This window comes from Terrimonas ginsenosidimutans, assembly GCF_022012415.1.
Taxonomy (GTDB): domain Bacteria; phylum Bacteroidota; class Bacteroidia; order Chitinophagales; family Chitinophagaceae; genus Terrimonas_A; species Terrimonas_A ginsenosidimutans.
Genome location: NZ_JAKLTR010000027.1, coordinates 38,735 through 63,737, shown reverse-complemented (window position 1 = coordinate 63,737; position 25,003 = coordinate 38,735). Strand labels below are relative to the sequence as shown.

At 46.8% G+C, this 25,003-nt stretch carries 28 protein-coding genes; 18 read left to right on the top strand and 10 right to left on the bottom strand.

Translation table 11 applies throughout. The features are described from left to right. Window positions 1–64: 64 nt before the first annotated feature. On the bottom strand, window positions 65–1,591 hold the full coding sequence (gene gpmI / locus LZZ85_RS26635; protein ID WP_237876843.1) for a 2,3-bisphosphoglycerate-independent phosphoglycerate mutase: 1,527 nt from the start codon (window positions 1,589–1,591) through the stop codon (window positions 65–67). A 195-nt stretch (window positions 1,592–1,786) separates the two neighbouring features. Here gpmI and LZZ85_RS26630 point away from each other — a divergent pair, with 195 nt between their 5' ends. From LZZ85_RS26630 to LZZ85_RS26615, 4 genes are all read left to right on the top strand, one after another. Continuing rightward, complete coding sequence (locus LZZ85_RS26630) at window positions 1,787–2,179, top strand: DUF4783 domain-containing protein (protein WP_237876841.1); 393 nt, start codon at window positions 1,787–1,789, stop codon at window positions 2,177–2,179. Between the two features lie 69 nt (window positions 2,180–2,248). Then, on the top strand, window positions 2,249–3,109 hold the full coding sequence (gene nadC, locus LZZ85_RS26625) for a carboxylating nicotinate-nucleotide diphosphorylase (RefSeq protein ID WP_237876839.1): 861 nt from the start codon (window positions 2,249–2,251) through the stop codon (window positions 3,107–3,109). Window positions 3,110–3,268: 159 nt separating this feature from the next. Continuing rightward, a complete protein-coding gene (locus LZZ85_RS26620; protein WP_237876837.1) occupies window positions 3,269–3,610 on the top strand; it encodes a translation initiation factor in 342 nt (113 codons plus the stop codon). Between the two features lie 27 nt (window positions 3,611–3,637). Continuing rightward, window positions 3,638–3,826 (top strand): hypothetical protein, encoded by a 189-nt coding sequence (locus tag LZZ85_RS26615; protein ID WP_237876835.1) that lies wholly within the window; start codon window positions 3,638–3,640, stop codon window positions 3,824–3,826. A gap of 251 nt (window positions 3,827–4,077) precedes the next feature. Here LZZ85_RS26615 and LZZ85_RS26610 read toward each other — a convergent pair whose 3' ends face one another. Beyond that, the gene (locus LZZ85_RS26610; RefSeq protein WP_237876833.1) at window positions 4,078–5,529 is read right to left on the bottom strand and encodes an NADP-dependent isocitrate dehydrogenase; all 1,452 of its coding nucleotides are present in this window, start codon (window positions 5,527–5,529) and stop codon (window positions 4,078–4,080) included. Window positions 5,530–5,807: 278 nt separating this feature from the next. Here LZZ85_RS26610 and apaG point away from each other — a divergent pair, with 278 nt between their 5' ends. Next, window positions 5,808–6,194: a Co2+/Mg2+ efflux protein ApaG gene (apaG, locus tag LZZ85_RS26605; RefSeq protein ID WP_237876831.1), complete on the top strand. Its 387-nt coding sequence runs from the start codon at window positions 5,808–5,810 to the stop codon at window positions 6,192–6,194. A 174-nt stretch (window positions 6,195–6,368) separates the two neighbouring features. Here the strand turns inward: apaG and gldB are convergent, their stop codons facing one another. Next, window positions 6,369–7,403, bottom strand: coding sequence for a gliding motility lipoprotein GldB (gldB, locus tag LZZ85_RS26600; RefSeq protein ID WP_237876828.1), 1,035 nt, complete (start codon window positions 7,401–7,403; stop codon window positions 6,369–6,371). A 202-nt stretch (window positions 7,404–7,605) separates the two neighbouring features. Between gldB and LZZ85_RS26595 the strand changes: the two genes are divergently transcribed. Beyond that, entirely contained in the window at window positions 7,606–9,312 is a 1,707-nt protein-coding gene (locus tag LZZ85_RS26595; RefSeq protein ID WP_237876826.1) for an NAD+ synthase, read from the top strand. A 56-nt stretch (window positions 9,313–9,368) separates the two neighbouring features. Here LZZ85_RS26595 and LZZ85_RS26590 read toward each other — a convergent pair whose 3' ends face one another. Next, a complete protein-coding gene (locus LZZ85_RS26590) occupies window positions 9,369–9,851 on the bottom strand; it encodes a hypothetical protein (protein ID WP_237876824.1) in 483 nt (160 codons plus the stop codon). Window positions 9,852–10,005: 154 nt separating this feature from the next. Between LZZ85_RS26590 and LZZ85_RS26585 the strand changes: the two genes are divergently transcribed. The 6 genes from LZZ85_RS26585 (at window position 10,006) to rsgA (ending at window position 15,352) form a co-directional block, all read left to right on the top strand. Then, window positions 10,006–11,007: an AAA family ATPase gene (locus LZZ85_RS26585; RefSeq protein WP_237876822.1), complete on the top strand. Its 1,002-nt coding sequence runs from the start codon at window positions 10,006–10,008 to the stop codon at window positions 11,005–11,007. A gap of 118 nt (window positions 11,008–11,125) precedes the next feature. Beyond that, a complete protein-coding gene (locus LZZ85_RS26580) occupies window positions 11,126–11,479 on the top strand; it encodes a four helix bundle protein (RefSeq protein WP_237876820.1) in 354 nt (117 codons plus the stop codon). Window positions 11,480–11,552: 73 nt separating this feature from the next. Further along, window positions 11,553–12,425 carry a DUF58 domain-containing protein gene (locus LZZ85_RS26575; RefSeq protein ID WP_237876818.1) on the top strand — a complete coding sequence of 291 codons (873 nt, stop codon included), beginning with the start codon at window positions 11,553–11,555 and terminating at the stop codon, window positions 12,423–12,425. A 12-nt stretch (window positions 12,426–12,437) separates the two neighbouring features. Next, window positions 12,438–13,358 (top strand): BatD family protein, encoded by a 921-nt coding sequence (locus LZZ85_RS26570; protein ID WP_237876816.1) that lies wholly within the window; start codon window positions 12,438–12,440, stop codon window positions 13,356–13,358. A gap of 44 nt (window positions 13,359–13,402) precedes the next feature. Next, window positions 13,403–14,395, top strand: a complete 993-nt coding sequence (locus tag LZZ85_RS26565; protein WP_237876814.1) for a vWA domain-containing protein — start codon at window positions 13,403–13,405, stop codon at window positions 14,393–14,395. A 30-nt stretch (window positions 14,396–14,425) separates the two neighbouring features. After that, window positions 14,426–15,352: a ribosome small subunit-dependent GTPase A gene (gene rsgA / locus LZZ85_RS26560; RefSeq protein ID WP_237876812.1), complete on the top strand. Its 927-nt coding sequence runs from the start codon at window positions 14,426–14,428 to the stop codon at window positions 15,350–15,352. Window positions 15,353–15,450: 98 nt separating this feature from the next. Here the strand turns inward: rsgA and LZZ85_RS26555 are convergent, their stop codons facing one another. From LZZ85_RS26555 to LZZ85_RS26545, 3 genes are all read right to left on the bottom strand, one after another. Continuing rightward, complete coding sequence (locus tag LZZ85_RS26555; protein WP_237876810.1) at window positions 15,451–15,774, bottom strand: hypothetical protein; 324 nt, start codon at window positions 15,772–15,774, stop codon at window positions 15,451–15,453. A gap of 73 nt (window positions 15,775–15,847) precedes the next feature. Beyond that, the gene (locus LZZ85_RS26550) at window positions 15,848–16,033 is read right to left on the bottom strand and encodes a hypothetical protein (protein WP_237876808.1); all 186 of its coding nucleotides are present in this window, start codon (window positions 16,031–16,033) and stop codon (window positions 15,848–15,850) included. 220 nt (window positions 16,034–16,253) lie between these two features. Next, entirely contained in the window at window positions 16,254–16,778 is a 525-nt protein-coding gene (locus LZZ85_RS26545) for a gamma carbonic anhydrase family protein (protein ID WP_237876806.1), read from the bottom strand. Window positions 16,779–17,018: 240 nt separating this feature from the next. Between LZZ85_RS26545 and LZZ85_RS26540 the strand changes: the two genes are divergently transcribed. After that, entirely contained in the window at window positions 17,019–18,191 is a 1,173-nt protein-coding gene (locus tag LZZ85_RS26540) for an aspartate aminotransferase family protein (protein WP_237876804.1), read from the top strand. A 148-nt stretch (window positions 18,192–18,339) separates the two neighbouring features. Here LZZ85_RS26540 and LZZ85_RS26535 read toward each other — a convergent pair whose 3' ends face one another. From LZZ85_RS26535 to glpK, 3 genes are read right to left on the bottom strand one after another with little or no spacing between them, the layout of a single operon-like run. Continuing rightward, a complete protein-coding gene (locus LZZ85_RS26535; protein WP_237876802.1) occupies window positions 18,340–19,053 on the bottom strand; it encodes an MIP/aquaporin family protein in 714 nt (237 codons plus the stop codon). Between the two features lie 10 nt (window positions 19,054–19,063). Next, a complete protein-coding gene (locus LZZ85_RS26530; RefSeq protein ID WP_237876800.1) occupies window positions 19,064–20,527 on the bottom strand; it encodes a glycerol-3-phosphate dehydrogenase/oxidase in 1,464 nt (487 codons plus the stop codon). Window positions 20,528–20,529: 2 nt separating this feature from the next. Further along, window positions 20,530–22,029 carry a glycerol kinase GlpK gene (gene glpK / locus LZZ85_RS26525; RefSeq protein WP_237876798.1) on the bottom strand — a complete coding sequence of 500 codons (1,500 nt, stop codon included), beginning with the start codon at window positions 22,027–22,029 and terminating at the stop codon, window positions 20,530–20,532. A 290-nt stretch (window positions 22,030–22,319) separates the two neighbouring features. Here glpK and LZZ85_RS26520 point away from each other — a divergent pair, with 290 nt between their 5' ends. From LZZ85_RS26520 to LZZ85_RS26500, 5 genes are all read left to right on the top strand, one after another. Beyond that, complete coding sequence (locus tag LZZ85_RS26520) at window positions 22,320–22,967, top strand: hypothetical protein (protein WP_237876795.1); 648 nt, start codon at window positions 22,320–22,322, stop codon at window positions 22,965–22,967. 124 nt (window positions 22,968–23,091) lie between these two features. Beyond that, window positions 23,092–23,391, top strand: a complete 300-nt coding sequence (locus LZZ85_RS26515; protein ID WP_237876793.1) for a winged helix-turn-helix domain-containing protein — start codon at window positions 23,092–23,094, stop codon at window positions 23,389–23,391. Window positions 23,392–23,434: 43 nt separating this feature from the next. Further along, complete coding sequence (locus tag LZZ85_RS26510) at window positions 23,435–23,926, top strand: hypothetical protein (protein WP_237876791.1); 492 nt, start codon at window positions 23,435–23,437, stop codon at window positions 23,924–23,926. Next, entirely contained in the window at window positions 23,923–24,357 is a 435-nt protein-coding gene (locus LZZ85_RS26505) for a hypothetical protein (protein ID WP_237876789.1), read from the top strand. Before LZZ85_RS26510 ends, LZZ85_RS26505 begins: the two co-directional genes overlap by 4 nt. 26 nt (window positions 24,358–24,383) lie before the next feature. Next, window positions 24,384–24,851, top strand: a complete 468-nt coding sequence (locus LZZ85_RS26500) for a hypothetical protein (protein ID WP_237876788.1) — start codon at window positions 24,384–24,386, stop codon at window positions 24,849–24,851. Window positions 24,852–25,003: the final 152 nt, after the last annotated feature.

The window sequence follows — 25,003 nt, the reverse complement described above, 5'->3', positions numbered from 1 at the left end:
ACGGTCAACGGTCAACGGTCAACGGTCAACGGTCAACGGTCAACGGTCAACGGTCAACGGTCACTCACGAGATCAACACATTGCCCGTCATTTCCCTGGGTATGGGAAGGCCCATCACGGTAAGGATAGTGGGGGCGATATCGCCGAGCTTCCCGGCTGCGAGGTGGCCTCTCCAGGTTTTGTCAATCACGAAAAGAGGCACCAGGTTCAGGGTGTGAGCGGTATTGGGAGAGCCGTCTTCATTTACCATGTAGTCAGAGTTGCCGTGGTCAGCTGTGAGGAAAACGGTATAGTCGTTGTTGACTGCGGCTGTCACTACTCTTTCAACACATTTATCGACGGTTTCAACGGCTTTGACAGCGGCTGAGAATACGCCGGTATGGCCGACCATGTCAGCATTGGCAAAGTTGAGGCAGATGAAATCTGCTGCTTTTTCTTCGATCTTGGGGATGAGGGCGTCGGTGATCTGATAGGCGCTCATCTCAGGCTGCAGATCGTAGGTGGCCACTTTGGGTGATGGCACCATGATGCGTTCTTCTCCTTCAAAAGGAATTTCGCGCCCGCCGCTGAAGAAAAAAGATACGTGAGGATATTTTTCCGTTTCAGCTATGCGGATCTGTTTTAGCCCGTTTTGCTGCAAGATCTCGCCCAATGTATTTTTCAGATCATCATTTTCAAAGATCACGTTCACATGTTTGAAGCTGTGATCATATTGGGTCATAGTTGTATAATCCAGCGAGAGACGGTACATATTGAATTCCGGGAAATCGTTTTGTGTCAGCACCTCAGTGATCTCGCGGCAGCGGTCTGTCCGGAAGTTGAAGCAGAACACCACATCATCATTGCTGATGGTGGCAAGAGGCTCCTGGGCTTCATTAATGATCACTGTCGGCTTGATAAATTCGTCTGTGATATCCTGCTGATAAGCCTGTTCTACAGCGCCGATCGCGTCCGTTGCTTTTTCTCCTTCCCCTTTTACCAGTGCATCATATGCAAGCTTTACACGCTCCCAGCGTTTGTCGCGGTCCATCGCATAATAACGGCCGCTCACAGTAGCGATCTTTCCCACGCTTTGGTTCAGGTGTTGCTGAAGGTCTGTGATGAAGCCAAGTCCGCTTTTAGGGTCGCAGTCGCGGCCATCAGTAAATGCATGTACGAAAACGTCTTTCAGTCCTTCGGTTTTGCAGACATCTATGATCGCTTTCAGATGGTTGATATGGGAGTGAACGCCGCCATTGCTGACCAGGCCCAGCAGGTGAAAAGGTTTTCCCGTGGTTTTGGCATGCCGGATCGACCTTAACAGTTGTTCGTTTTTAGCAAAGTATCCTTCCCTGATCGCAACATTAATGCGCTGAAGTTCCTGATAAACAACGCGGCCCGCGCCCAGGTTCAGGTGTCCGACTTCTGAGTTCCCCATCTGACCGTCAGGCAAACCAACGGCTTCCCCGCAGGTTACCAGGGTCGAATTCGGGTATATTGAGTATAAAGACTTTGTGAATGGTGCATTAGCATGTTGGATCGCGTCAGCCGATGCAACTTTTCCTAATCCCCAGCCGTCCATTATGATCAGGATTGCTTTTTTTTGTGTCATCAGATAATTATTGTTTAGGTTAGTACAAATTCAGTGAATTATCGGTAAGAATGCGTTGTAAATCTACAGATGATTCATCTATTTCGACAGAATAGCAATAAAACTAGCGGATTTTATTATTTTAGTATCCGCTTGGTCCTTAAATGGATGGCACGGTTTTTCTAATTAAGCATTTCCTGTGAAAAGCAAAAAAATATGAAAGCGATATTTACTTCGTTCTTACTTGCTGCTGTTGTGCTGTTTTCCTCCTTTGATCAACCGGCTACGATCGATGGTGTGATCAGCGCATTGAAGTCAGGCAACGCTCCGGAGTTGTCCAAATATTTTGATGACAATGTCGAGTTAACCCTGCCTGTAAAAACAGACAGCTATAGCAAAGCGCAGGCCCAGCTTGTGTTGCGCGACTTTTTTGCCAATAATGGCGGTGTAAAGAACTTTGAATTGAAACACAAAGGAGATTCTCCCGGCGGTCACTATTGTATCGGTACGCTACAGACCAAGTCCGGTAATTTCCGGGGCCATGTATTCCTGAAAACAAAAGGAAATAAAGAGGTTGTAAAAGAAATCCGCTTCTCTTCGATTGAGTAAGCTGCAAAATATTTATGATGGGTTAGCCTTCCGCGATCAAGTTCGGGAAGGCTTTTTTATTTTTGTGATATGAACTTTGATCAGCAACTGGCGCATCTCGTAAATGAGGCGCTGAAAGAAGATATCGGAGATGGCGACCACTCCACGCTTTCGTGCATATCGCAGGGCGCGAAAGGTAAAGCGATTTTAAAGATCAAGCAGGACGGCGTTCTGGCTGGTGTGGAGGTAGCGCAAAAGATCTTTCACCTCCGGGAGCCTGGTGCAAAATTCTCCGTTCACAAAAAGGATGGCGAGTCTATGCAGTTCGGTGAAACCGCTTTTGAAGTGGAAGCGAACGTCCATACCATACTCTCCTGCGAACGTCTCGTACTCAACTGCATGCAACGCATGAGCGGTATTGCGACGCTTACCCGGCAGTATACCGATAAATTGAAGGGGTATAAGACACGGGTACTCGATACGAGGAAAACAACACCTAATTTCCGTTTACTGGAGAAGGAAGCGGTAAAGATCGGGGGTGGCGTAAATCACCGGTTCGGGTTGTATGATATGATCATGCTGAAGGATAATCACATCGATTACTGTGGTGGAATAGAACAGGCGATCGAAAAAGCAAGTAAGTATGTTTCGGTACAAAAGCCCGGGTTAAAAATTGAAGTAGAGACCCGGAATATCGACGATATTGAAAAAGTCGTGAGAATGGGGAAAGGAAAGGTCTTCCGGATCATGCTCGATAACTTTACAGCTGCGCAGATCACAGAGGCCATAAAATTGATCGGGGAGGATTTCGAAACCGAAGCGAGTGGAGGCATCAACCTGGATAATATCGAGGAATATGCGAAAACGGGCGTCGATTATGTAAGCGTTGGCGCACTGATACATCAGGCAAAAAGTCTTGACCTGAGTTTGAAGGCGGTTTTGGAAGTTTAAAAGTTTAAAAGTTTAATGGTTTAATGGTTTAATAGTGTAATGGTTTTTAACTTGTTTGTTTGCTGATAACTATTAAACTATTAAACCTTTAAACTTTTAAACTTTTTTCCCCTGGAGCGCCCTGCCCGGAGTTACTTCAAATGAAAACTCTTTAATACTATGAGTAAAAAGAATAAAGCGGATAACAAGGGATTTGTATACAGTACTGATCCTGATTTCAGGTTTGAAGAGTCAGCTGAAGAGATGGATACGTTGCCGGCGGCCCAGCAGAAGTTGCGCATCCGGTTAGATACGAAACAGCGGGCAGGGAAAGCGGTAACGTTGGTAGAGGGATTTTCGGGTAAGGATGAAGACCTTCAAGAACTCGGGAAAAAGCTGAAAGCTTTTTGTGGTACCGGCGGTTCGGCAAAGGACGGTGAGATCATTGTTCAGGGTGACCACCGGGATAAAGTGCTGCAATGGCTGCAAAAGCAGGGGTATAAACTGGCAAAAAAAATATAGCATAACAGTGCATAAAAACTCACAGGTATGATCACCAACCCCTGGATACTGTGTGGCATTGGCACTGTTTTTTCCTTTTCGGGAGTCTATTTTTTCTTTAGAAACATCTTTGAAGAAAACCGGTCATTGAAATGGCCCATCATTCTGATGCTGATGGGCGTATTCCTGATCGGATTGGGGACGTACTATTATGTTTATGATCCAGCCCGGCGTTAGGTTTTTGGAGGAGAAGCTGGGGAGGGGAAGGTTTAAAAGTTTAAAAGTTTAATAGTTTAATAGTTTAATAGTTTTAAGGTTTGAAATAAGTAGCCACAGTTCCGGGAATTTAAATCCATAGCCCTCAGATTAACACTGCATCATCATGTGAGTACCGCGAACGTCACAAAGCAGACACAAGGGGGCGCGCTAATTATTTCAAACCTTAAAACTTTTAAACTATTAAACTATTAAACTTTTTAACTTATCCCTTATTGCCCCTGCGCAAGACTGTACGCTTTCTTATCTCCCCACATGTTCAACAGCTCCAGTGAACAGATCTTGAAATTACCGCTCAGGCTCACATACAAACCAATGACATCCTGTTGATTTAACGGAGAACCGTCGATGCTTTCAAAGCGAACATTATACTGGTTTACCAGGTTAGTATAAACCGAACCTGTAGGCCATACCTGTGTACCTCTGTTGCTGATATTGATGAGATTGAATTTAACGCCCGCATGACGCTGGCACTTATGGGCAATCGCATCTGGTTGTTCAGCGCTTTCAATGAACATGTCCACCCCAACGATCACTTCGTTCTCTGTTTCTTTGGACACCATCATGGAGTTCTGCGCAAGTTTGAACGGTGCAGGTGTTCCTGGTTTGTTTGCAATGATAGGTTTTGCACCAACCTGTGGTTGTTTGCCAAAGTTTGCAATGATGGAGTTGGCAAATTCGGTCGTATTTACGGAAGGCTTTGATTTATCTCCAAAGTCGCCGGTGTGTACACCAGTTTCCAGTGTATACAACAATGCGTTTTCGATCACGGCAGCATTTTCTGTAAGACCCACATGGCGCAGCATGGCGATACCGCTCAGGAGGAGTGCGGTAGGGTTTGCAATATTTTTTCCGGCGATATCCGGAGCAGTTCCGTGAACAGCTTCGAAGATCGAGATATGGTCGCCGATATTGGCGGAAGGGGCGAACCCGAGTCCACCAACCAGGCCTGCGCAAAGATCACTCACGATATCTCCCTGAAGATTGGTCAGTACAACGGTATCAAATGTATCCGGACGGGTAACGAGTTTCATGCAAAGATCATCCACGATGATATCGTCAGCTTTCAGATCCGGGTATTCTTTTGCAACTTCATAGAAGCAGTCGAGGAACAGGCCATCAGTGATCTTCATGATATTGGCTTTATGGCCGCAGGTAATGCGTGATGCTTTTTTCTGGCGGGCCATTTCGAAAGCGTAGCGGATCACCTGCATACTGCCCGGGCGGGTAATAAAGCGGCGGCTGAGGGCAACATCGTGCGTTAGCATGTGTTCGATACCGCCATAGGTGTCTTCGATATTTTCGCGGACCACCGTGATGTCGATCGGAATGCCGGCTTTGCTGAATACGGTATCCACACCATGAAGGCTCTGGAAAGCTCTTTTGTTGGCGAAGGTATTCCAGGTTTTGCGGGCCGTAACGTTGATACTTTTGACACCTTTACCTTTTGGTGTTTCCATCGGCCCTTTGAACAAAAGACCGAGCGATTCGATGGAGGCTTTTGCTTCCGGGGTCATTCCGTTGTTAAAACCTTTATCGAACACCCACTTACCCATATCCACAAATTCATATTCGAGTGGCGTGTTGTTGGCTTGAAAAATCCGAAGCACGGCGTCCATGATTTCAGGACCGATTCCGTCGCCTTTGGCTACTGCTATCTTCATAAAGGGAAAAATTAAGGATGAGTGAAGGCGCAAATTTACGCGTTTGAGCGGGAAATGCAAGGTTAGAAGATCTTTGGCCGGTGCCCATTGACCGTTGTCCGGCTTGTAACGGGTACAAATAACAAAATTGTAACCTATTATCCCGGAAGATGCGTGTTTTTCCCAATTGCCGATGGACGCGGAAAGCCTGGCCGGAACGGTTAATCGGGTCAACGGACAACGGTGAACGGTCTTACTATTCTCAGCCTTTTTCACTACTTTTACTCAAACTGATTGGTATGAACAGCATTATCTCTGAGGGGGTGCAGGTAAGCGTTGAAACGTTTTACCAACCTGACTATAGCAATCCGGTTCAGTCGGAGTTTATGTTTGCGTACCGCATCACGCTGGAAAATCACAATGCGTTCCCTGTAAAACTTCACCGTCGCAACTGGCAGATTTTTGACAGTAATGGCAGTCATCGTGAAGTGGAAGGAGAAGGTGTGGTTGGTGTTCAGCCGACCATTCAACCAGGTGAAAGTTATCAGTATGTAAGTGGCTGCAATCTTCGCACGGAGATGGGGAAAATGAAAGGAACATACCAGATGGAAAACCTGAACAATAAGCAGATGTTCACGGTGGATATTCCTTCTTTTGAGATGATCGTGCCGATGAAGAATAACTAGATCGTTGTCCGTTGACCGTTGTCCGTTGACCGGAATTCAAGTGAGTTTGGAATAGAATCGCATCTTCGTATACAAATTAAAAGAGAGGGGTTATCGTTTAAAAATGATAACCCCTCTCTTTTAATTTGCGTCGGTCAACGGTCAACGGTCAACGGACAACGGTCAACGGACAACTCACTTCGGCTTATACTTCGCTTCCTCCAGCACTTTCTTCGCTGGTGTTTCCATGATCTCTTTTACAGTTAGTTTGTTGCCGGATTCGAATTTCCGGATGATCTGGCGGCCGATCCAGGGACCGATATTGCCAGGTGAGAAGTTCTGATCAAAGCCCTGAGTAAATGGACCTTCGCCGATATAGGTTTGAAGTGTTGCAGGCGTGATGGTATAGAGATCTTCGTTTTTTGTGATGAAGCTCCAGATCATTCCTTCATTGGCATTTACCCAGTCGAGTTGTTTTTGCGTATAGCCGGTGCGAACGGAGTCTGCTGCATAGGGCATGAACTTATCAAGCAGCCACCATTGTTTTCCTTTTTCGATGATTTGTTCGATCAGCGGCCGACCCGCGCTTTTGTCCGGAAAGAGATCGTCTGTGATCAGTTTCATCAGATCGGAAGTTATGTATTCATGTGAAAAGCGTCGGCTGCGGTAGGACGGTGCTACATTGTTAATGAAATTCTCATTCTGATACCACGAGAAATTTTTGCCAAGGTAGAACTGCAGGCTGATACCTGCGAGGTCCGGCCCGATGAAGTTTGGGGTATACTCTCCATTGGCCATGCGGGCAAGATCCTGGCGCGAATCGAGGCGACCGATCACCGGAATGATATGAGCCGGTGTTTTATATTCCGGGAAATAATGTTTTACATATTTGAACGACTTTTCCAGCTGATCTTTGATCGGGTTGAAATTCTTATACAATTTCTGTGAAGAGTCATACACCGGGCGGTAATACTGGTAAAACAATTTCAGCTCTGCAGGATCACTGATCCCAATGATGTTTTCCAGGTAAACCCTGAAAAATGACGGGAACTGCTGATTCACTTTGTTCAGCCCCTGATCCATCTGAAGCGTGTCAATAGAAAAAAAGGCTTCGTCAAAGCGATCCACCTTGAGGTCGATTTTAATGCCCGATACATCCGGTGCATTGTTCTTATCTCCACAGGCTGTTAAAAAAAAGCAAACAAGAAGAGCCAGACAGATTTTTTTCATAGACATGGTAAACGTTGATAGTTGGGCGAATGTTGTGACAAATGTAGACAATATGATGGATGTAGGGCGACCGGTACAGGATGCAGAAAGAGGGCTACATATCTGCAGTCATTTACCTTAAAAGCAGTTTTGGCTAACGACCATCGGTCGCAGGCCTCGTCCTGTTACGGATCGCAACAAATAAAAGCAGTAAATTCGCACTATGAAAATCGCTTTAGCACAACAAAATTATCATATCGGGAATTTCGAAGAGAATACGCGGAAGATCATCGAAGGAATTGAGTGGGCAAAGAAGCAGGGGGCGGATCTGGTAGTGTTTTCCGAGCTTTGTATTTGTGGTTACCCTCCACGGGATTTCCTTGAGTTCGATGATTTTATCAATAAGTGTTATACCGCTGTTGATGAGATCAGGGAGCATGCAGATACGATTGGCGTGTTGATCGGAGCGCCGGCACGTAATCTCCGCGTTGAAGGAAAGGATCTGTTCAATGCTGCTTTTTTTCTTTATGAGAAAAAGATCGTTGCAGAGGTGCATAAAACGCTGCTGCCGAATTATGATATATTCGACGAATACAGATACTTTGAACCGGCTTTTGAATGGAACCTTGTTTCGTTCAAAGGAAAAAAACTGGCAGTAACGATCTGTGAGGATATCTGGAACATGGGCAGCAACCCGCTTTACCGTGTTACGCCGATGGAAATGCTGGTGAAGGACGGCCCGGATATGATGATCAATCTCTCTGCGTCCCCTTATAACTATGCGCAGGATATTGTCCGCAACAGCCTTGTAAAAGCACATACGCTTAAATATGGCATTCCGATGTTCTATTGCAACACAGTTGGTTCGCAAACAGAGATCGTGTTTGACGGAGGCAGTCTTGTCTATGATGCCGCGGGCAACAAAGTGGCAGAGATGAAATATTTTGAGGAAGACTACCAGGTGTTTGATCTGGCAGCAATCGAAACATTTGCTGCTGAAAAAACGGTAGCATCAGATGAGCCGGTTTACTTCTCTTCGGCAGATGTGGGTGTTGGCGAGGATACGATCCGTTATCTCACCAATGAAAAGAACATGGAAGAGATCTATCATGCGCTTACTCTTGGGATCCGGGACTATTTCAGCAAGATGGGCTTTACCAAAGCGATCCTTGGAGCATCTGGTGGAATAGACAGTGCGGTCGTGCAGGCGCTTGCCGTGGCTGCGATCGGTAAAGAGAATGTACGGGCTGTGCTGATGCCTTCTCCATATTCATCAGGGCACTCGGTGGAAGACGCACGGCAGCTAAGTGAAAACCTCGGCAACCCGTATGATATCGTTCCCATAAAAGAGGTGTATGAAAGTTTCCTTTCCACCTTATCACCGATATTCAAAGATTCTCCTTTTGGTATCGCGGAAGAGAATATTCAAAGCCGTACAAGGGGGAATCTGCTGATGGCGATCTCGAATAAGTTTGGTTACATTCTGCTGAATACATCGAATAAAAGTGAGTTAGCTACGGGATACGGGACTTTATACGGAGATATGGCCGGCGGGCTCGGAGTATTGGGAGACCTTTATAAAATGCAGGTTTTTGCACTGGCGCGTTATATCAACCGCAGCAGGGAGATCATTCCGGCGAATATCATTACAAAGCCACCTTCCGCTGAATTAAGGCCAAATCAAAAAGACAGTGACAGTCTTCCTGAATATGATACGCTCGACCGTGTTTTGTATCAGTATATCGAGCAACGAAACGGTCCGAAGGAGATCATTAAACAAGGGTTTGATCCTGTATTGGTCGCGCGTGTGTTGCGGTTGGTGAACAATAATGAGTATAAACGGAATCAATTTTGTCCCATCATACGCATTAGTACGAAAGCGTTCGGTGTTGGAAGACGTGTTCCGATCGTAGGAAAATATCTGTCATAAAAAAAGTGGCCGGCAAAATATATTGCCGGCCACTTTTTTATCGGGAGAAAACTTGCTTAGTGCTTGAATGTAACTGTAACGGTTGTGGACGGAAGGCCTGATAAAGCCATTTGTTGTGACAGGACCAGGCTGTTCGCATTTAGCGTTACGACGTTGAAGTCAGTTGATCCGCCGTCAAACAGGATAACTGATGAACGCAATACAGCGCCGTTGTTGATCAGTTCCCAGCTGAAAGAGCCATTTTGCGGATCGCCTTCATTGCATTTGGTGGGACCTTCATCTACCACACCCGCACCGGAAGTAGCGGTGGTTGAACTGGCCGAGAATGAAAGTAGATTGTCTTTCAGGCAGGCTTCCAGGTAGGAAGAAATATTTCCGACAGGAGCGGCTTCTGCTTTATCAAATTTCCAGCTTGATTTAACAAGCAATTCGGTTTTTGTTTCCGACGGATTATCATCGTCATCATCTTTGCTACAGCCGGAAAGTACGGTCGCGAACATGGCGGTCAGTAGGGCGAAGGATAAGAGGTGTTTTTTCATGTACGTTGAATTGAATTCGTAAAAATAATCTGCTGTTCAGGCCATTGCAAGGTAGAAATACGAAAAAAAAGCAAAGTATTTACGCTTGTAGCTCATATCGGCAAATAATTTGCATCAATCGAATCTGTATTTTGTGTCACCATAAATCAAGCCAATGTTAAAAACCGCAGAAGATATCCGCCAGCTGAATGAAAGGATCGGCCAGGCGGGACAGTTTACTGATAAATTAAGGGAGGAAGTCGGTCACGTGATCGTAGGGCAGAGTCATATGCTCGACCGGTTACTGATCGGTTTGCTGAGTAATGGCCACGTTTTACTGGAAGGTGTGCCGGGTCTGGCCAAAACGCTTACCATCAAGTCCCTGTCGCAGGCGATACAGGCTAATTTCAGCCGGATCCAGTTCACGCCCGATCTGCTGCCTGCCGACGTGATCGGTACACTGATCTATAATCAGCAAAAGAATGAATTCATTGTCCGCAAGGGCCCCATTTTCACCAATTTCCTTCTCGCCGATGAGATCAACCGTGCCCCTGCGAAAGTGCAATCGGCATTGCTTGAAGCCATGCAGGAAAGACAGGTGACGATTGGCGATACAACCTATAAACTGGATGATCCATTTCTTGTACTGGCCACGCAGAATCCGCTGGAGCAGGAAGGAACCTACCCGCTTCCTGAGGCGCAGGTGGATCGTTTTATCATGAAGGTGATCGTCGGATACCCGAAAATGCACGAAGAGCAGATGATCATCCGCCAGAATGTACAGGGACTGAAAACAGAGGCTGTCAAACCGGTCGTATCTATCCAGGAGGTGAAGAATGCAAAAGACCTTACGCGCCAGGTGTACATGGACGAAAAGATCGAACAATATATTCTCGATATCGTCTTTGCCACACGTACGCCCGACAAATATCAGCTCGAAAAACTGAAGCCACTGATCTCCTACGGAGGCTCGCCGCGCGCCAGCATCAACCTGGCTCTTGCCGGCAAAGCCCAGGCTTTTCTCAACAAACGGGGATTCGTTATTCCCGAAGATATCCGCAGCATCTGCAATGACGTTCTGCGTCATCGCATCGGCCTGACCTACGAAGCTGAAGCGGAGAATGTGAAGGTGGAGGATGTGATTGAGGAGATTTTGAAGAAGGTGAATGTGCCGTAGGGTGTCGTTGTCCGTTGTCCGTTGACCGTTGTCCGGTTTTTCCTCTTTGGGAAAACTAACATCATCTCGGACGTAGATAAGTGATGGGAACGTTTTGTGAATGATTAAAACGGACGCGATGGATTACAAACAATTGGATGCATGGAAACAATCTATGCATCTTGTGAAGAATATTTATGAGTTAACAAACAGTTTTCCGAAAGAGGAACTATATGGTATAATATCGCAAATCAGAAGGTCAGCGATATCCGTACCTTCAAATATCGCGGAAGGAATTGGGCGCAATCATAAAAAAGATACGGTTCAGTTCCTGCATATAGCAAGAGGATCACTCTATGAATTAGAAACATTGTTCAGCATCGCATCGATGCTGAATATGATGCCGGATACAAAGGCTAATGAAACTTCAGGAAGTATTACACGGAATCTGAAGCTACTCAATGGTTTGATCCGTTATTTTGAGAAGATTTAACTAAAAGAAAAAATATCAAGCTCCGTATATCCGGACAACGGTCAACGGACAACGGACAACGGTCAACGAAAACATGCTGACAACCACCGAAATACTAAAAAAAGTCCGCGCACTCGAGATCAAAAGCAAAAAATTGGCAAGTGATCTTTTTACGGGTGAGTATCATAGTGCGTTCAAGGGGAAGGGAATGTCCTTTAAGGAGGTGAGGGAGTATTCGGCGGGAGATGATATCAGGTTTATAGATTGGAATGTGTCGGCCCGGTTTGGGCATCCTTTTAGTAAGGTGTTTGAGGAGGAGAGGGAGTTGACGGTGATGCTGCTGGTGGATATCAGTGCGAGCTCGCAGTTTGGGACTGTGCATGCGACGAAGCGGGATCTGATCACGGAACTGGGTGCGGTGCTGAGTTTTTCAGCGGTGAATAACGGTGATAAGATCGGCGTGATATTCTATAGTGACAGGGTGGAGGCGTATCTTCCTCCCAAGAAGGGGCGGCAACAAGCGCTCTATATAGTGAGGGAATTATTGAGCAAGGAGCCGAAAGGGAGAGGGACTGATCTGAATGTGGCATTGCGTTATTTCAATAATTCTACGAAACAGAAGAGCATTGCGTTCGTGCTCAGTGATTTTATCGATGCGAATTATGAAGATTCGCTGCGGATCGCGGCTAAAAAGCATGATGTGATCGGGATAAAAGTGTACGACCGGATGGATATGAAATTGCCGGATGCGGGATTGCTGCAGGTACAGGATGCGGAGTCCGGCACAATGAAATGGATAGACAGTAGCAATGCGTTTGTGAGGGAAAGCTATCAGCAGGAGTTTTTCAGGATCACCGAATACAGTACACAGACATTTAAGAAAGCCGGAAGTGATCTGCTGCATTTACAGACCGGCGATGATTACGTAAAAGTGTTGCAACGGTTTTTCCTAAGCCGCAACAAGTGAACCACCATTTGAATGACGAGAACGTTTTGTTATAGAACCATATTTTACCTGATCGCAATCGTCCTGCCTGGCATAGTCGCGGCGCAGAGGCAAACTGTAGCAGGCGCACGTGTCGATCGCGCACAGATCCTCATTGGTGAAAGGATACAGCTTACGCTGACAGCGGACATCCCCGAAAATCAGCCGATCCGTTTCTTTCAGCTAGACACCATTCCGCATTTTGAGTTTCTTGACCTCGGGAAGATAGATACGGTCAATACGGGCAGTGGTACAACCCTGACTCAAAAGATCCTGCTTACCAGTTTTGATTCCGGTCACTGGGTGATCCCCGCTTTCCCGCTGGGAGAAGCTGTGCTTACGGATTCGATACCTGTTGATATTGGTTTTTCTTCTTTCGATCCGCAGCAACCTTATCATGATATCAAAGATATCATGGATGCCAATCCTGTGGAAGAGGAGTCTTCCAGCAAACTCTGGGTGTTTATCGCCGGAGGAGTATTGCTGCTGATCCTGCTGTATGTGTTACTGAGAAAGCCGAGGAAAGAACAGCCTAAAGCTGCTGCGCCAGCGGTAGATCCATACCGGCAGGCAATGGATCAGCTCGAAAAGATCAGGAAAGAAAAACTCACTCCCAAAGCATATTATTCCGGACTGACGGATGTGTTCAGGGTATATATAGAAAAACGGAAAGGGATTCATTCCCTTCAGCAAACAACGGGTGATCTGGTGGTGCAACTGAAGAGTGTGGAGATGCGGCCGGAACTTTATAAGGAATTGTCTGAAACCCTTCAGCTAAGTGATTTTGTGAAATTTGCAAGGTATGAGACCAGTACCGCAGATGATGCACGCGCTTTTGAAACGATCAAAACAACCATTGACCATATCGAGCAAACAGTGAAGACGGCGGTTGCATCAGCAACTACGCCTTCCTGATTGCCGCAAGAAGATGATACATGTTATATGACTGGATGAAAAATATGGACTTTGCCCATCCCTGGGTATTCGCCTGTCTCGCACTGGTGCCGCTGATGGTATACTGGTACAGGAAGAAATATGATTCCAGGCAGGGATCTGTGCGGGTATCTTCGGCGCAGGCATTTAGCGCGTCATCGCTTAAGGTATACCTGCGGCATGTACCGTTTATTTTGCGGCTGCTTGCAGTAGTGGCACTGATCATTGCGCTTGCCAGACCACAAAAGCGAAACGACCAGCAGCAAACAATAGGTGAGGGGATCGATATTGTATTGTGCATGGATGTGAGCGGAAGTATGGGCTCGCGTGACATACAGCCTTCCAGAATGGAGGTAGCGAAAGAAGTGGCGGAAGAATTCGTACGAAGCCGTCCGGTAGACAGGATAGGGTTAGTGATATTTTCAGGTGAGAGCTTTACACAATGTCCGATCACCACAGACCGCAATACACTGATACGCCAGATCCAGACGCTGGAGAGCCGTCGTTTCCTGAAAGATGGTACAGTGATCGGTGAAGGGCTTGCCACGGCGGTTGGCCGCCTTTCGGAGAGCAAGGCAAAGAGCAGGGTGATCATTCTTCTCACGGATGGTAAGGAGGATGCACCCGATTCAAGGCTGATCGATCCTGTTACTGCATTGGAGATCGCCAAGACACACCAGGTGAAAGTATATTCGATCGGTATGGGAGCCATTCCTTCCAGCATTGTTGAAATAACAGGGCATGACGGGGGGCAGCCCCGCAATCCTGCCATGGACTTCATTGATGAAGACCTGCTGCGCAGGATCGCCAATGAGACGGGGGGACGCTATTTCCGCGCCAAGGATAAAGAAGCGCTGCAGAATATCTACAAACAGATAGATCAGATGGAACGTTCAAAAGTGGAAATGACCTCCTATAAGCGTTTCCGCGAATTATTCCTTCCATTTGTTCTTGCTGCGCTGGTATTTCTCTTCATCGAGATCGTACTCAGACTCACCTGGCTGAAAAAATTTCCCTGATAAGCAGGATAATGCGGACATTCGTGTTGCATGAAAGCTTTAGTGTACAAATCAACGGGTAGTTGGTATAATGTAAAAGATGGATCCGGCAAATGGTATAATGCGCGGATCAAAGGAATATTTAAGATCGACAATATCACCAGCACCAACCCTGTGGCAGTAGGCGATGAAGTAGAGATCGAGCCGGAAGACGAAAAAGAAAATACCGCCATGATCGTTGATATCGGTCAGCGAAGGAATTATATCAACCGGCAATCCCCCAGAGCAAAACATCAGCATCATATCATTGCAGCTAATCTCGATCAGTCATTACTCGTTGCAACACTAAGAGAACCCCGCACTTCGCAGGGTTTTATCGACAGGTTCCTTGTGGCTTCGGAAATGTATCACGTGAAGCCGTTGATCATCTTCAATAAAGCAGATCTGTATCGTACCAAAGAGCAGGAGCAGTTCGCTGGCCTGCAAAAGATGTATGCAGATGTTGGCTATAGTGTTTTTCTGACCAGCACGAAAGAGGGGATGGGGATCGAGCCATTGCGCGATGCCTTAGTTAATAAGACCAGCCTGATCAGCGGCCATAGTGGTGTAGGTAAATCGACGTTGCTGAATTCCTTTCTTCCAAACCTTGGTTTACGTACACAGGAAGTAAGCAACTGGAGTGGAAAAGGGATGCACACGACCACATTTGCAGAGATGTTTGACATGCCCGAAGGCGGCAGGATCATCGATACTCCCGGTATGCGTGAGTTCGGTCTGGTTGATATCACGAAACAGGAGCTTTCTCATTATTTTCCGGAAATGCGTGACCGGCTTAACAACTGCCAGTTCAATAATTGCCTGCATATGAACGAGCCTGGCTGTGCCATCAAACAAGCCACTGCCGATGGAATTATTCATGAAGACCGGTATGTGAGCTATGCGACGATACTGGAGTCAATTGGGCAGAAAAGTTATTAGAAATTTAAAAGTCAAAATTAAAAATTAAACAATCATAAGCAGAGAAGTACTGCTCCCGATTGTTTAATTTTTAATTTTGACTTTTAAATTTTTACTTATCACGCGGCAAGCTCCTGCTTCATCAGTTTCCCCGCCAGTATGCCCGCGAGTTCAACTGCCGCACCATTTTCTCTTTCGCCTGCGCCTGTCGTTTTTGTCGGGAATACAGAGATGCCGTTGTAAATATTGTAGTGGAGAGTAAGGGTTGATCTTTTGAATTTGAAATCCCAGTTGATCGAATCAAACTCGTCTTCTTTATTAAGGAATTTAATGCGAAGGTCCTGGTTAAGGATACCTGCAACATGGTAAAAGAGACTTAAAGTGCCGTAGTCGGCGATCACTGCTTCAGTGCAGCCAAGATCAGTTCGTAGGGTAACGCTCATAGTAAAACATTTGAAGGTTTAACGGTTTTTACTATAAGACCTGGATTCCAGCGTAATCGCTGCTATTCGAATGTTAACTTTTGAATTTCTTTGCTTTCCGTGCAGCTTTTTCTGCATCCGGATCTCCGCTTACCAGTTTTTCAGCGCCGACATTCTTTCCGTTGGTCGGGCAACCCGACTTATTCGACCTGAACAAACTGCACGAAGTGGCCATCGTCATAAAACAAATAAGTGCGAAGATGGCGAGAAGGTTTTTCATGCGTTTTGTATTAACAGCACTAAAATAATTCATATTCCTGGGGTGTGGTATAGTAAAAATACGGTTTTGTGATGGGTTTATTGAGGATGAAGGGGTTGTAATATTAATTTTCTGAGTTACCCGGCATTGGGCTGGCGTAGGAGTATCGCAAAGAGAACGCAAAGGGCGCTAAGTTTTTCTTTGCGTGCTCTGCGACACTCCTACGTTTCAGACACTGATCTTATTCTCCGTCCTTCTTGAACCAGCTGGAGTATTTCACATAATTATTGGCGATCCGGTTGATCTCGCCACTGATAAGCTCCTGGGAAATATCCTTAACCTTTTTAGCGGGCACGCCTGCATAGATACTTCCGGGTTCGCACACGGTATTTTCCAGGACAACCGCTCCCGCAGCAATGATCGTATTGCTGTGAACAACGACATTGTCCATTACGATCGCACCCATTCCGATCAGGACATTATCGTGCAGCGTACAGCCATGTACGATCGCGTGATGGCCTATCGAGACATTATTCCCGATCGTTGTACCATATTTCTGATAGGTGCAATGAATACAAGCGCCATCCTGCACATTTACTTTGTTCCCGAGTTTAATAAAATTCACATCTCCCCTTATCACTGAATTGAACCAGAAACTGCATTCATCACCAGTTTGCACATCACCAACGATCGTGGCATTGGGCGCGATATAACAGTCATTACCAAATTGCGGAAGCTTGTTTTCTACGGGAAGAATTAAGGCCATATAGAGAGAGGTTTTAAAGCGGGAAGATACTGCTTTTCGATGGCCGATGATCGATGCTCGTTGACCGTTGTCGGTTGACCGTTGCCCGAAGGGAAGTATTGATCAGGATGTTTTATGTGCGGCTTCACTGTCATTACCGTACAAGGTACTGTCCGGTCAACAGACAACGGACAACGGTTAACGGACAACGGTCGACGAAATTTCTTGTCCCCTTCCCCATTCTTTGCGTCCTTTGCACCAATGAATCAACGGGAACTTTTTTTACGGCATGTGGCGCAGACCTCGCCCGCACCGCTGGCACTGGAAATTGTAAAGGCAGAGGGTACGAAGTTGTATGATGCGAAGGGGAAGGAATATATCGATCTGATCGGAGGGATCAGTGTGGCCAATACGGGACACCGGCATCCCGGGGTGCTGGCGGCCATCAGGGAACAACTGGATGCCTATCTGCATATCATGGTGTATGGCGAATTTGTGGAAACGCCACAGGTGAAATATGCTCAACTGCTGGCTTCATATTTACCAGCCAGTCTTGATTCAGTTTATTTCACCAACTCCGGCGCAGAAGCGGTAGAGGGCGCGATGAAACTCGCCAAGCGGGTCACCAACCGGCCGCATATCATCGCGTTCAATCATTCTTATCATGGCTCGACGCAGGGCGCGCTAAGCATAATTGGAGATGAATACTGGCGTAATGCGTTCCGCCCTTTGCTTCCGGGTATATCGCATGAGAAGTATGGTTCTTTTGAGATGCTGGAAAAGATCACGGCAGATACAGCCTGTGTGATCGCGGAAACGGTGCAGGCCGAAGGAGGTGTACTTGCGCCTTCCGCGGAATGGATGCAGGCGCTGCGTCAACGTTGTGATGAAACCGGCACTTTATTGGTCCTTGATGAAATACAGGCCGGATTTGGAAGAACGGGTACGCTTTGGGGATTTGAAAACTTTGGCGTAACGCCGGATATCCTTTTGCTGGGTAAAGCGTTGGGTGGCGGTATGCCACTTGGGGCGTTCATCAGCAGTCGCGAAAAAATGTTCCAGCTTGCTGATGGCCCGGTACTCGGGCATATCACCACTTTCGGAGGGCACCCGGTGAGTTGCGCGGCGGGCTATGCGGCAATGAAAGCGTTGATCGGGGAGGAGATGATGACGGATGTTAAACAGAAAGAAGCATTATTCCGCTCTTTGCTGGTGCATCCTTCCATTAAGCAAGTCAATTCCTATGGATTATGGCTGGCGGTGTTGTTTGATACTTTTGAAACGAATAAGCGGGTGATTGATAAATGTATTGAGCAGGGAGTGCTGACGGATTGGTTTTTGTTTGCGGCTAATGCGCTTCGTATCTCACCTCCGCTGACAATTTCTGAAGAAGAGATCCGCAGGGCGTGTGAGGTGATACTGTCAGCTGTTTAGGATGGCGTAGGAGTAACGCAGAGGGCGCTAAGGGTCGCAACGGCCGCAAAGAGATCACTCTTCCAACAGCGAATTTCATTGCGTTCATTGCGGTCCTTCGCGCCCTCTGCGTTGCTCTTGCGCAGCTCTGGATCAGCCGGCTGAAATATCAGGACTGTATCATCGCATAGATCCACGCAGCGATCAACGCTCCTGCAATTGGCCCCGCGATGGGGATCCATGCATAACTCCAGTCACTGTTCCTTTTTCCCCTGATTGGTAAAACAAAATGTGCAAACCTTGGTCCGAGGTCCCTGGCGGGATTAATGGCATATCCGGTAGGACCACCGAGTGACAGTCCGATCCCCAATACGAGTAGAGAAACCGGAAGCGCATCCAGCGACCCCATCGTAGTAGCAGGCTTTGACATAGCCAATGCACCCAGTACGAGCACAAAACTGCCGATGATCTCGGTGATGAAGTTATAGAACGGACTTCTGATAGCTGGCGATGTACAGAACACCGCCATTTTCAGATCGGCATTGGCCGTTGCATCAAAGTGTTGCTTGTAAGCGATCCACGCAACGGATGCTCCGAGAAATGTTCCCGCTACCTGTGCGGCGATATAAGGCAAAACAAGACCTTTATCAAAGTCTGCAAATACTGCCAGCGCCAGGCTTACAGCCGGGTTCAGGTGACCACTGCCGCCAAGCGAATTGGATGCGTACACGCCCACAAATACAGACATGGCCCAGCCAAAAGAGATCACGATCCATCCGGAAGAATGTCCCTTTGTTTTTTCCAGTACAACGTTCGCCACTACCCCTGATCCAAGGAGCATCAGGAGAAAGCTGCCGATAAGTTCGCCAACGAAAGGTGTCATGCTAATAGTTTTAAGAAGGGAGTTGTTGGGTTGCAATACGATCAAAAGCCTTTAACTGGTCCGCGATCCACTGAGCATCTTTTTCAAGCAGGCTGGCCATGGCAGTGGCTACACCTGGAGCAGCCGCAACAGCTGATCTTGCATCCAGCAAAAGATGGCGGGTTCGCCTGCTGAGGTAATCTTCTACCGTCAGGCACATTTCATTGCGGACGCAATAGGCGATGTCTTCCATTGACAGGGATCTGGGATCGATTACCGGCTGATCATAACCAAACAGTTTTAATGTTTTAGTGATGCATTTCTTTTCTTCCAGCCCATTTTCTTTTATGGCGAGGTTGATCAGGTCTTCCGCCATCTTGCGATAGGTGGTCCATTTACCGCCCGTAATAGTGATCAGTCCGGAAGCACTGGTCATGATCAGGTGATCTCTCGATAAAGCTGCTGTTTTTTGTGTTTTACCTTTTACCAGTGGGCGCAAGCCGGCGAACATGCTCCTGATATCGCTTCGCTGTGGATCGCGGGAAAGATACAGGGCGGTATGTTTGAGAATGAATCCGATCTCTTCTTCCTGCGGGATAGGTTCGGTCGTAGCGTGATCGACGGGCGTGTCTGTTGTGCCGAGTACGACCTTATCATGCCACGGAACGGCAAACAAGACACGCCCGTCATCCGTGCGGGGAATCAGGACGGCCGTATTACCCGGAAGAAATTCTTTATCCACCACCAGGTGAATTCCCTGGCTTGGAGAGATCATTGTTTCGTGATCCGGATCATCCATGTTCATGATATCGTCGGTGAATACACCTGTTGCGTTGATGACGACGCGTGCCTTTATGTGATATTGTTTTTTGGTTTGTTCGTCAATAGCAACAACTCCTTCCACTTTCTGATTTGACTTCAGCAAAGCGGTGACGGGAAAATAATTGAATAGAACCGCCTGGTGGGCAGAAGCTGTTTGAGCAAGATCGATCGCTAATCGGGCGTCATCAAATTGTCCATCATGATAGAGGATCGCGCCACGCAGTTCTTCCGGGTTGAGTGTGGGTGCCTGTTTCAGCGTTTCTTCTTTTGACAGGAAGCGGGATGCACCCAATCCGAGTTTGCCTGCCATCCAATCATAGATCTTGAGGCCAATACCATAGAACGGGGTTTCCCACCATTTGTAACTGGGAAGAAGGAAGGCCTGGTTATGTACCAGATGTGGCGCATTCTGTAAAAGGAGGCCACGTTCTCTTAAAGCTTCCATTACCAGCTTGATATTCCCCTGCTGGAGATAGCGGACACCGCCGTGCACCAGTTTTGTGCTGCGGGAGGATGTGCCGCTTGCAAAATCATGTTTCTCCAGAAGAAGGGTTTTGAAACCCCTGGAGGCTGAGTCAACTGCTGCGCCAAGACCGGTTGCTCCGCCACCTATAATGACAAAGTCCCAGACACTATGATGATCGAGCTGTTGGAGTTGATGCGTTCTGTTCATGTTTATTTATTATCGGCCCATGCAATAGAAGCGCTGACGGCACGATGCCATCCTTTGATCAGTTCAGTACGCTTGCTGTCGTCAAGCGATGGACTGAACACTTTATCGGCTTTCCATTGCTGTTGAATGTCCGAGGAGTTTTTCCAGTAACCTACTGCGAGGCCTGCAAGATAAGCAGCGCCCAATGCGGTCGTTTCGGTGATCATCGGTCTGATCACATTTGTGTTCAGGATATCGCTTTGGAATTGCATCAGCTGATTGTTGATCGTAGCGCCGCCGTCGACTCTTAACTCCTGTATGCGGATCCCTGCATCGGCTTCCATTGCCTTGAGCACATCTTGCGTTTGATAGGCGATGCTGTCCAGTGCAGCACGCGCGATATGCGCTTTGCTGCTTCCGCGGGTGAGTCCGAATATACTGCCCTTGGCATACGCGTTCCAGTAAGGTGCACCGAGGCCGGCAAATGCTGGTACCACATATACACCATTTGAGTCAGCCACCTGTGCGGCAAGCGCTTCCACTTCCGCTGATGTTCTGATGATGCGAAGTTCATCCCGCAGCCATTGTACAACGGCTCCTGCGATGAACACACTGCCTTCGAGTGCATAGTGGATCTTATCATTGATCTTCCAGGCAATGGTAGTAAGAAGGTTATTATTTGACATGATCGCTTTCTCTCCTGTATTCATCAGCATAAAGCAGCCTGTTCCATATGTATTCTTGACCATTCCGGGAGAAATGCATTGCTGTCCGAAAAGGGCGGCCTGCTGGTCACCGGCAATGCCGGCAATGGGGATCCTTGAATCGGGAATAAAACTTCCTGTTACACCATAGATCTTACTGGAAGGTTTTACTTCAGGAAGCAGGCTGCGTGGGATGGTGAATAGTTCGAGGAGGTCATTATCCCATTCTCCGGTATGAATGTTCAGCAGGAGTGTACGGGAAGCGTTTGATACATCTGTGATATGCAATTCCCCGCCGGATAATTTCCAGGCAAGCCAGGTATCGATGGTGCCGAAGGCGAGTTCACCGCGACCGGCTTTTTCGCGTGCCCCGGGAACATTGTCAAGGATCCATTTTAGCTTGGTTGCGGAGAAGTAAGCGTCAATGACGAGCCCGGTACGTTCACGGATGATGTTTGCCAGTCCGGCAGTTTTGAGTTCATCACAAAAAGAAGCCGTGCGCCTGTCCTGCCAAACGATAGCGGGGTAGATCGGTTTGGAGGTCTTACGGTCCCACACAACAGTGGTTTCCCGTTGATTCGTAATGCCGATGCCGGCCACCTGGCGCATGGTGATGTTGGCTTTGGCTACGGTTTCAGCAAGTGTACCATATTGAGTGCTCCAGATTTCTTCCGCGTCATGCTCTACCCAGCCCGGTTTAGGAAAATGCTGTTTGAACTCTTTTTGCGCCATGCTGACGATGTTCCCCTGCTGATCAAACAGCATACTTCTGCTGCTGGTAGTGCCCTGATCGAGAGCGAGTATATAAGTTGAAGGCATGCAATCCCTTTTGAAGCTTTAAGTTATGGATTTTTTCCTGGTTAAGTAAGCGTCAACCGGATACCCTGACGGGCCAGTAGGGACCGAAGGCAAATTAAAAATTCAAAATTAGAAAGTAAAAAATCCGGAAAGAGAGAGGTGTCCCGCCTCGTTCCGGATTTTTTACTTTTTAATTTGTTCTCGATCGTTATTGAAAGCTGGCTCAGAGAATTATTATTTCCCGAAAACCTGAAAAAAAACTTGGAGATGCGGCATCGCTTACTTTACTTTGTATTTCAAAGTGCTTTTTTATGAGCTCAGAAAACCAGCCATTGGATAGTTTACAGGATGTACGGGATATCCGGAAAATGATGGAGCGGTCAAGCCGGTTTACCTCGCTAAGTGGTTTAAGTTGTGTGGCAGCGGGCATTTGCGCGATGGCGGGAGCGTGGCTGGCGCGTTATTTTATGGGTGGATATTATGGCGATGATCTTTCCCGCTGGATATATTCTGATGATTCATTCAGTTTGTTGCGGACCCAGTTATTATTGACTGCTGCCGGCACATTTGGAGCAGCATTACTGGGTGCATTTTTCTTTACCTGGAGAAAAGCGAAAGGTCATGGCGAAACCCTGGGAAATCATGCTTCGCGCAAAGTATTCTGGAGTATGGCTGTGCCGCTGATCACGGGCGGGGTGTTTACACTGGGAATGTTACATCACAATGAATGGCATTTTGTGGCGCCTGCCTGCCTGGTTTTTTATGGACTTGGTCTGGTGAATGCAGGAAAATACACCGTTGCGGATATACGTTATCTTGGCTACTGTGAAATTGCGCTTGGTTTGGTGAATGTGTGGTTCACTCAGCGCAGCCTGTATTTCTGGACATTGGGTTTTGGTGTGTTGCATATTGTTTATGGTGTGATCATGTGGTGGAAGTATGAAAGGGCGAAAGCCTAGGAGAGCAAGGATGGAGGATGACAGATATGATTGCACTATGAAATAATGCCGGAACCGATAGGATCAAAGGCGGATCGCCTGAATGAACAAAGACACTTGTTAATACTGCTGAGTTAAACTGGTTATGAAGAATCCGATAACAGGGTTAAATAAAATTTTTGACAACCGTATCCGGCTTGGAGTGATGAGCGTGCTCGTTGTAAATGAAGAAGTGAGCTTCAACGATCTCAAGCAAATGCTGGAAGTGACGGATGGTAACCTGGCCACACATCTCGTGAGCCTGGAAGAAAATGGGTATATCAAAGTGCACAAGGGATTTATCGGAAGAAAAACAAATACTACATACTCTGTAACGAAAATTGGTGAAAAAGCTTTCAGTGATCATATCACTGCTCTCGAAAACATGATCAAAGGATTCAAGTAATTTTTTTTGCCCCTATACTTTGTAATTCAAAGTGCTTTTTAATATGGAAAATAAAATAGTAATCATTCGCAGGTGGACGGTCTTCTTTATGGTGTCACTTTTTTTAAGTGGCCTGACAGCGATGCCTGCAGAGACTGAGCTTGCCTGGCTTACCGGATGGATCGGTGATGGGACGGCTATCGGGTTCTGGTTGCATAAGGTATATGCAGCTCTTGCTGAAGCAAATGAACGGGCTCCATTCCTTGCTTATGGGTACGACTGGCTGGCCTTTGCTCACTTTATGCTGGCCTTGCTTTTCATTGGTGTGTACAGGGATCCTGTTCGTAATAAATGGATACTTGAGTTTGGTATGATAGCCTGCTGGTGCGTGGTGCCTTTTGCGATGATTACGGGCTACTATCGCGGCATTCCGATAGGATGGAGGTTGATCGATTCCATGTTTGGTGTGATTGGGTTGATACCACTGACCATTTGCTACAGGAAAGTGCTTGCAATGGAAAAACAAATTGCTGATCAAAAAATAGTCACAATATGAAGATTCATGTATTTAACACCTGGATACTTGCGCATGGACTGCATCCATTTGCTATGGTCGCAATGTTTATTGCAGGAGGAACGGCAGATTCAATGGTGATGGAGGATGTCTATATTCTTCTTTTTATGTCATGTGTTGCAATGCTCCTTGCTATTCCCACCCTTTTTGTTTCATGGTATGTGTTGCCAAAAATTTTAAGGCTTCCATCTTCATTGCTAAACCGTTTTTTTATCTGGTTAGCATCCGGTTGTGCAATAGTGGTGATCAATGCTGGTGTTGCTCTTGCTTTGGTTTTTAGAATGGGGGCCGAAGAGGTCATCATTGCTGTGCCTGCGCTTGTTGCAACTTTTGTCGCTCTCTGTGTCCGCTTCAAGTCATTTATCAAACTGGCGGCGGAGTATGACAGACCTGTGGAACCCGAACTTAATTAACATCCGATCAAAAGAATTGCTGAATAATGAAAACGAATTTATATAAACACCTTTTATACACCTGGTTGCTTTCGCATCTCCTGCATCCGCTGATGTTTTTTATCGATTGCCAACTCGTGCAGTCAAATCAACTATTCTTCTCCTGGGAGCCATCTTCGATAATTGCTTTCAGTGCGTTTGGGATACTGGTATCTGTGCCCGCTGCTTTTATCTCGATGTTTTCACTGCGGATACTTGTGAGGTCTGATCTGCCTGTTCGTCTTTCTTTTATTACCTGGCTGATCGTTGTGCCGCTTTCTGCCGCAGCCGGGGGCGCATTTGTCATGAAGTTTGTTGTGGGTTTTTTTGATCCCACTTTCCTCGGAATTTTTGTTCCGGGAATGATGGCAGGTGTTGCGTCGGTACTGATACGATACAAACAATTCGCAAAACTGGTTCGCTCCGTAAACGATAAAAGCGTTCCGTCATACGGTCAATTTTACTACGGAAGATAAAAATGGTTTTTATGAGGAATAGAATGTATGCCCATTTCACCTATACATGGTTGCTCGCGCTTTTATTAAATGCGGTGGTTTACTCTGTATTTATTGCTGAGTTGCATGACGGACAGTCGAATGTTTTTGGTGCGTTGGCATTTGTGTTTAAT

Coding starts and splice junctions, on each gene's coding strand:
- gpmI (WP_237876843.1), bottom strand. CDS start 1,591: ATGACACAAAAAAAAGCAATCCTGATCATAATGGACGGCTGGGGATTA.
- LZZ85_RS26630 (WP_237876841.1), top strand. CDS start 1,787: ATGAAAGCGATATTTACTTCGTTCTTACTTGCTGCTGTTGTGCTGTTT.
- nadC (WP_237876839.1), top strand. CDS start 2,249: ATGAACTTTGATCAGCAACTGGCGCATCTCGTAAATGAGGCGCTGAAA.
- LZZ85_RS26620 (WP_237876837.1), top strand. CDS start 3,269: ATGAGTAAAAAGAATAAAGCGGATAACAAGGGATTTGTATACAGTACT.
- LZZ85_RS26615 (WP_237876835.1), top strand. CDS start 3,638: ATGATCACCAACCCCTGGATACTGTGTGGCATTGGCACTGTTTTTTCC.
- LZZ85_RS26610 (WP_237876833.1), bottom strand. CDS start 5,529: ATGAAGATAGCAGTAGCCAAAGGCGACGGAATCGGTCCTGAAATCATG.
- apaG (WP_237876831.1), top strand. CDS start 5,808: ATGAACAGCATTATCTCTGAGGGGGTGCAGGTAAGCGTTGAAACGTTT.
- gldB (WP_237876828.1), bottom strand. CDS start 7,403: ATGAAAAAAATCTGTCTGGCTCTTCTTGTTTGCTTTTTTTTAACAGCC.
- LZZ85_RS26595 (WP_237876826.1), top strand. CDS start 7,606: ATGAAAATCGCTTTAGCACAACAAAATTATCATATCGGGAATTTCGAA.
- LZZ85_RS26590 (WP_237876824.1), bottom strand. CDS start 9,851: ATGAAAAAACACCTCTTATCCTTCGCCCTACTGACCGCCATGTTCGCG.
- LZZ85_RS26585 (WP_237876822.1), top strand. CDS start 10,006: ATGTTAAAAACCGCAGAAGATATCCGCCAGCTGAATGAAAGGATCGGC.
- LZZ85_RS26580 (WP_237876820.1), top strand. CDS start 11,126: ATGGATTACAAACAATTGGATGCATGGAAACAATCTATGCATCTTGTG.
- LZZ85_RS26575 (WP_237876818.1), top strand. CDS start 11,553: ATGCTGACAACCACCGAAATACTAAAAAAAGTCCGCGCACTCGAGATC.
- LZZ85_RS26570 (WP_237876816.1), top strand. CDS start 12,438: ATGACGAGAACGTTTTGTTATAGAACCATATTTTACCTGATCGCAATC.
- LZZ85_RS26565 (WP_237876814.1), top strand. CDS start 13,403: ATGGACTTTGCCCATCCCTGGGTATTCGCCTGTCTCGCACTGGTGCCG.
- rsgA (WP_237876812.1), top strand. CDS start 14,426: ATGAAAGCTTTAGTGTACAAATCAACGGGTAGTTGGTATAATGTAAAA.
- LZZ85_RS26555 (WP_237876810.1), bottom strand. CDS start 15,774: ATGAGCGTTACCCTACGAACTGATCTTGGCTGCACTGAAGCAGTGATC.
- LZZ85_RS26550 (WP_237876808.1), bottom strand. CDS start 16,033: ATGAAAAACCTTCTCGCCATCTTCGCACTTATTTGTTTTATGACGATG.
- LZZ85_RS26545 (WP_237876806.1), bottom strand. CDS start 16,778: ATGGCCTTAATTCTTCCCGTAGAAAACAAGCTTCCGCAATTTGGTAAT.
- LZZ85_RS26540 (WP_237876804.1), top strand. CDS start 17,019: ATGAATCAACGGGAACTTTTTTTACGGCATGTGGCGCAGACCTCGCCC.
- LZZ85_RS26535 (WP_237876802.1), bottom strand. CDS start 19,053: ATGACACCTTTCGTTGGCGAACTTATCGGCAGCTTTCTCCTGATGCTC.
- LZZ85_RS26530 (WP_237876800.1), bottom strand. CDS start 20,527: ATGAACAGAACGCATCAACTCCAACAGCTCGATCATCATAGTGTCTGG.
- glpK (WP_237876798.1), bottom strand. CDS start 22,029: ATGCCTTCAACTTATATACTCGCTCTCGATCAGGGCACTACCAGCAGC.
- LZZ85_RS26520 (WP_237876795.1), top strand. CDS start 22,320: ATGAGCTCAGAAAACCAGCCATTGGATAGTTTACAGGATGTACGGGAT.
- LZZ85_RS26515 (WP_237876793.1), top strand. CDS start 23,092: ATGAAGAATCCGATAACAGGGTTAAATAAAATTTTTGACAACCGTATC.
- LZZ85_RS26510 (WP_237876791.1), top strand. CDS start 23,435: ATGGAAAATAAAATAGTAATCATTCGCAGGTGGACGGTCTTCTTTATG.
- LZZ85_RS26505 (WP_237876789.1), top strand. CDS start 23,923: ATGAAGATTCATGTATTTAACACCTGGATACTTGCGCATGGACTGCAT.
- LZZ85_RS26500 (WP_237876788.1), top strand. CDS start 24,384: ATGAAAACGAATTTATATAAACACCTTTTATACACCTGGTTGCTTTCG.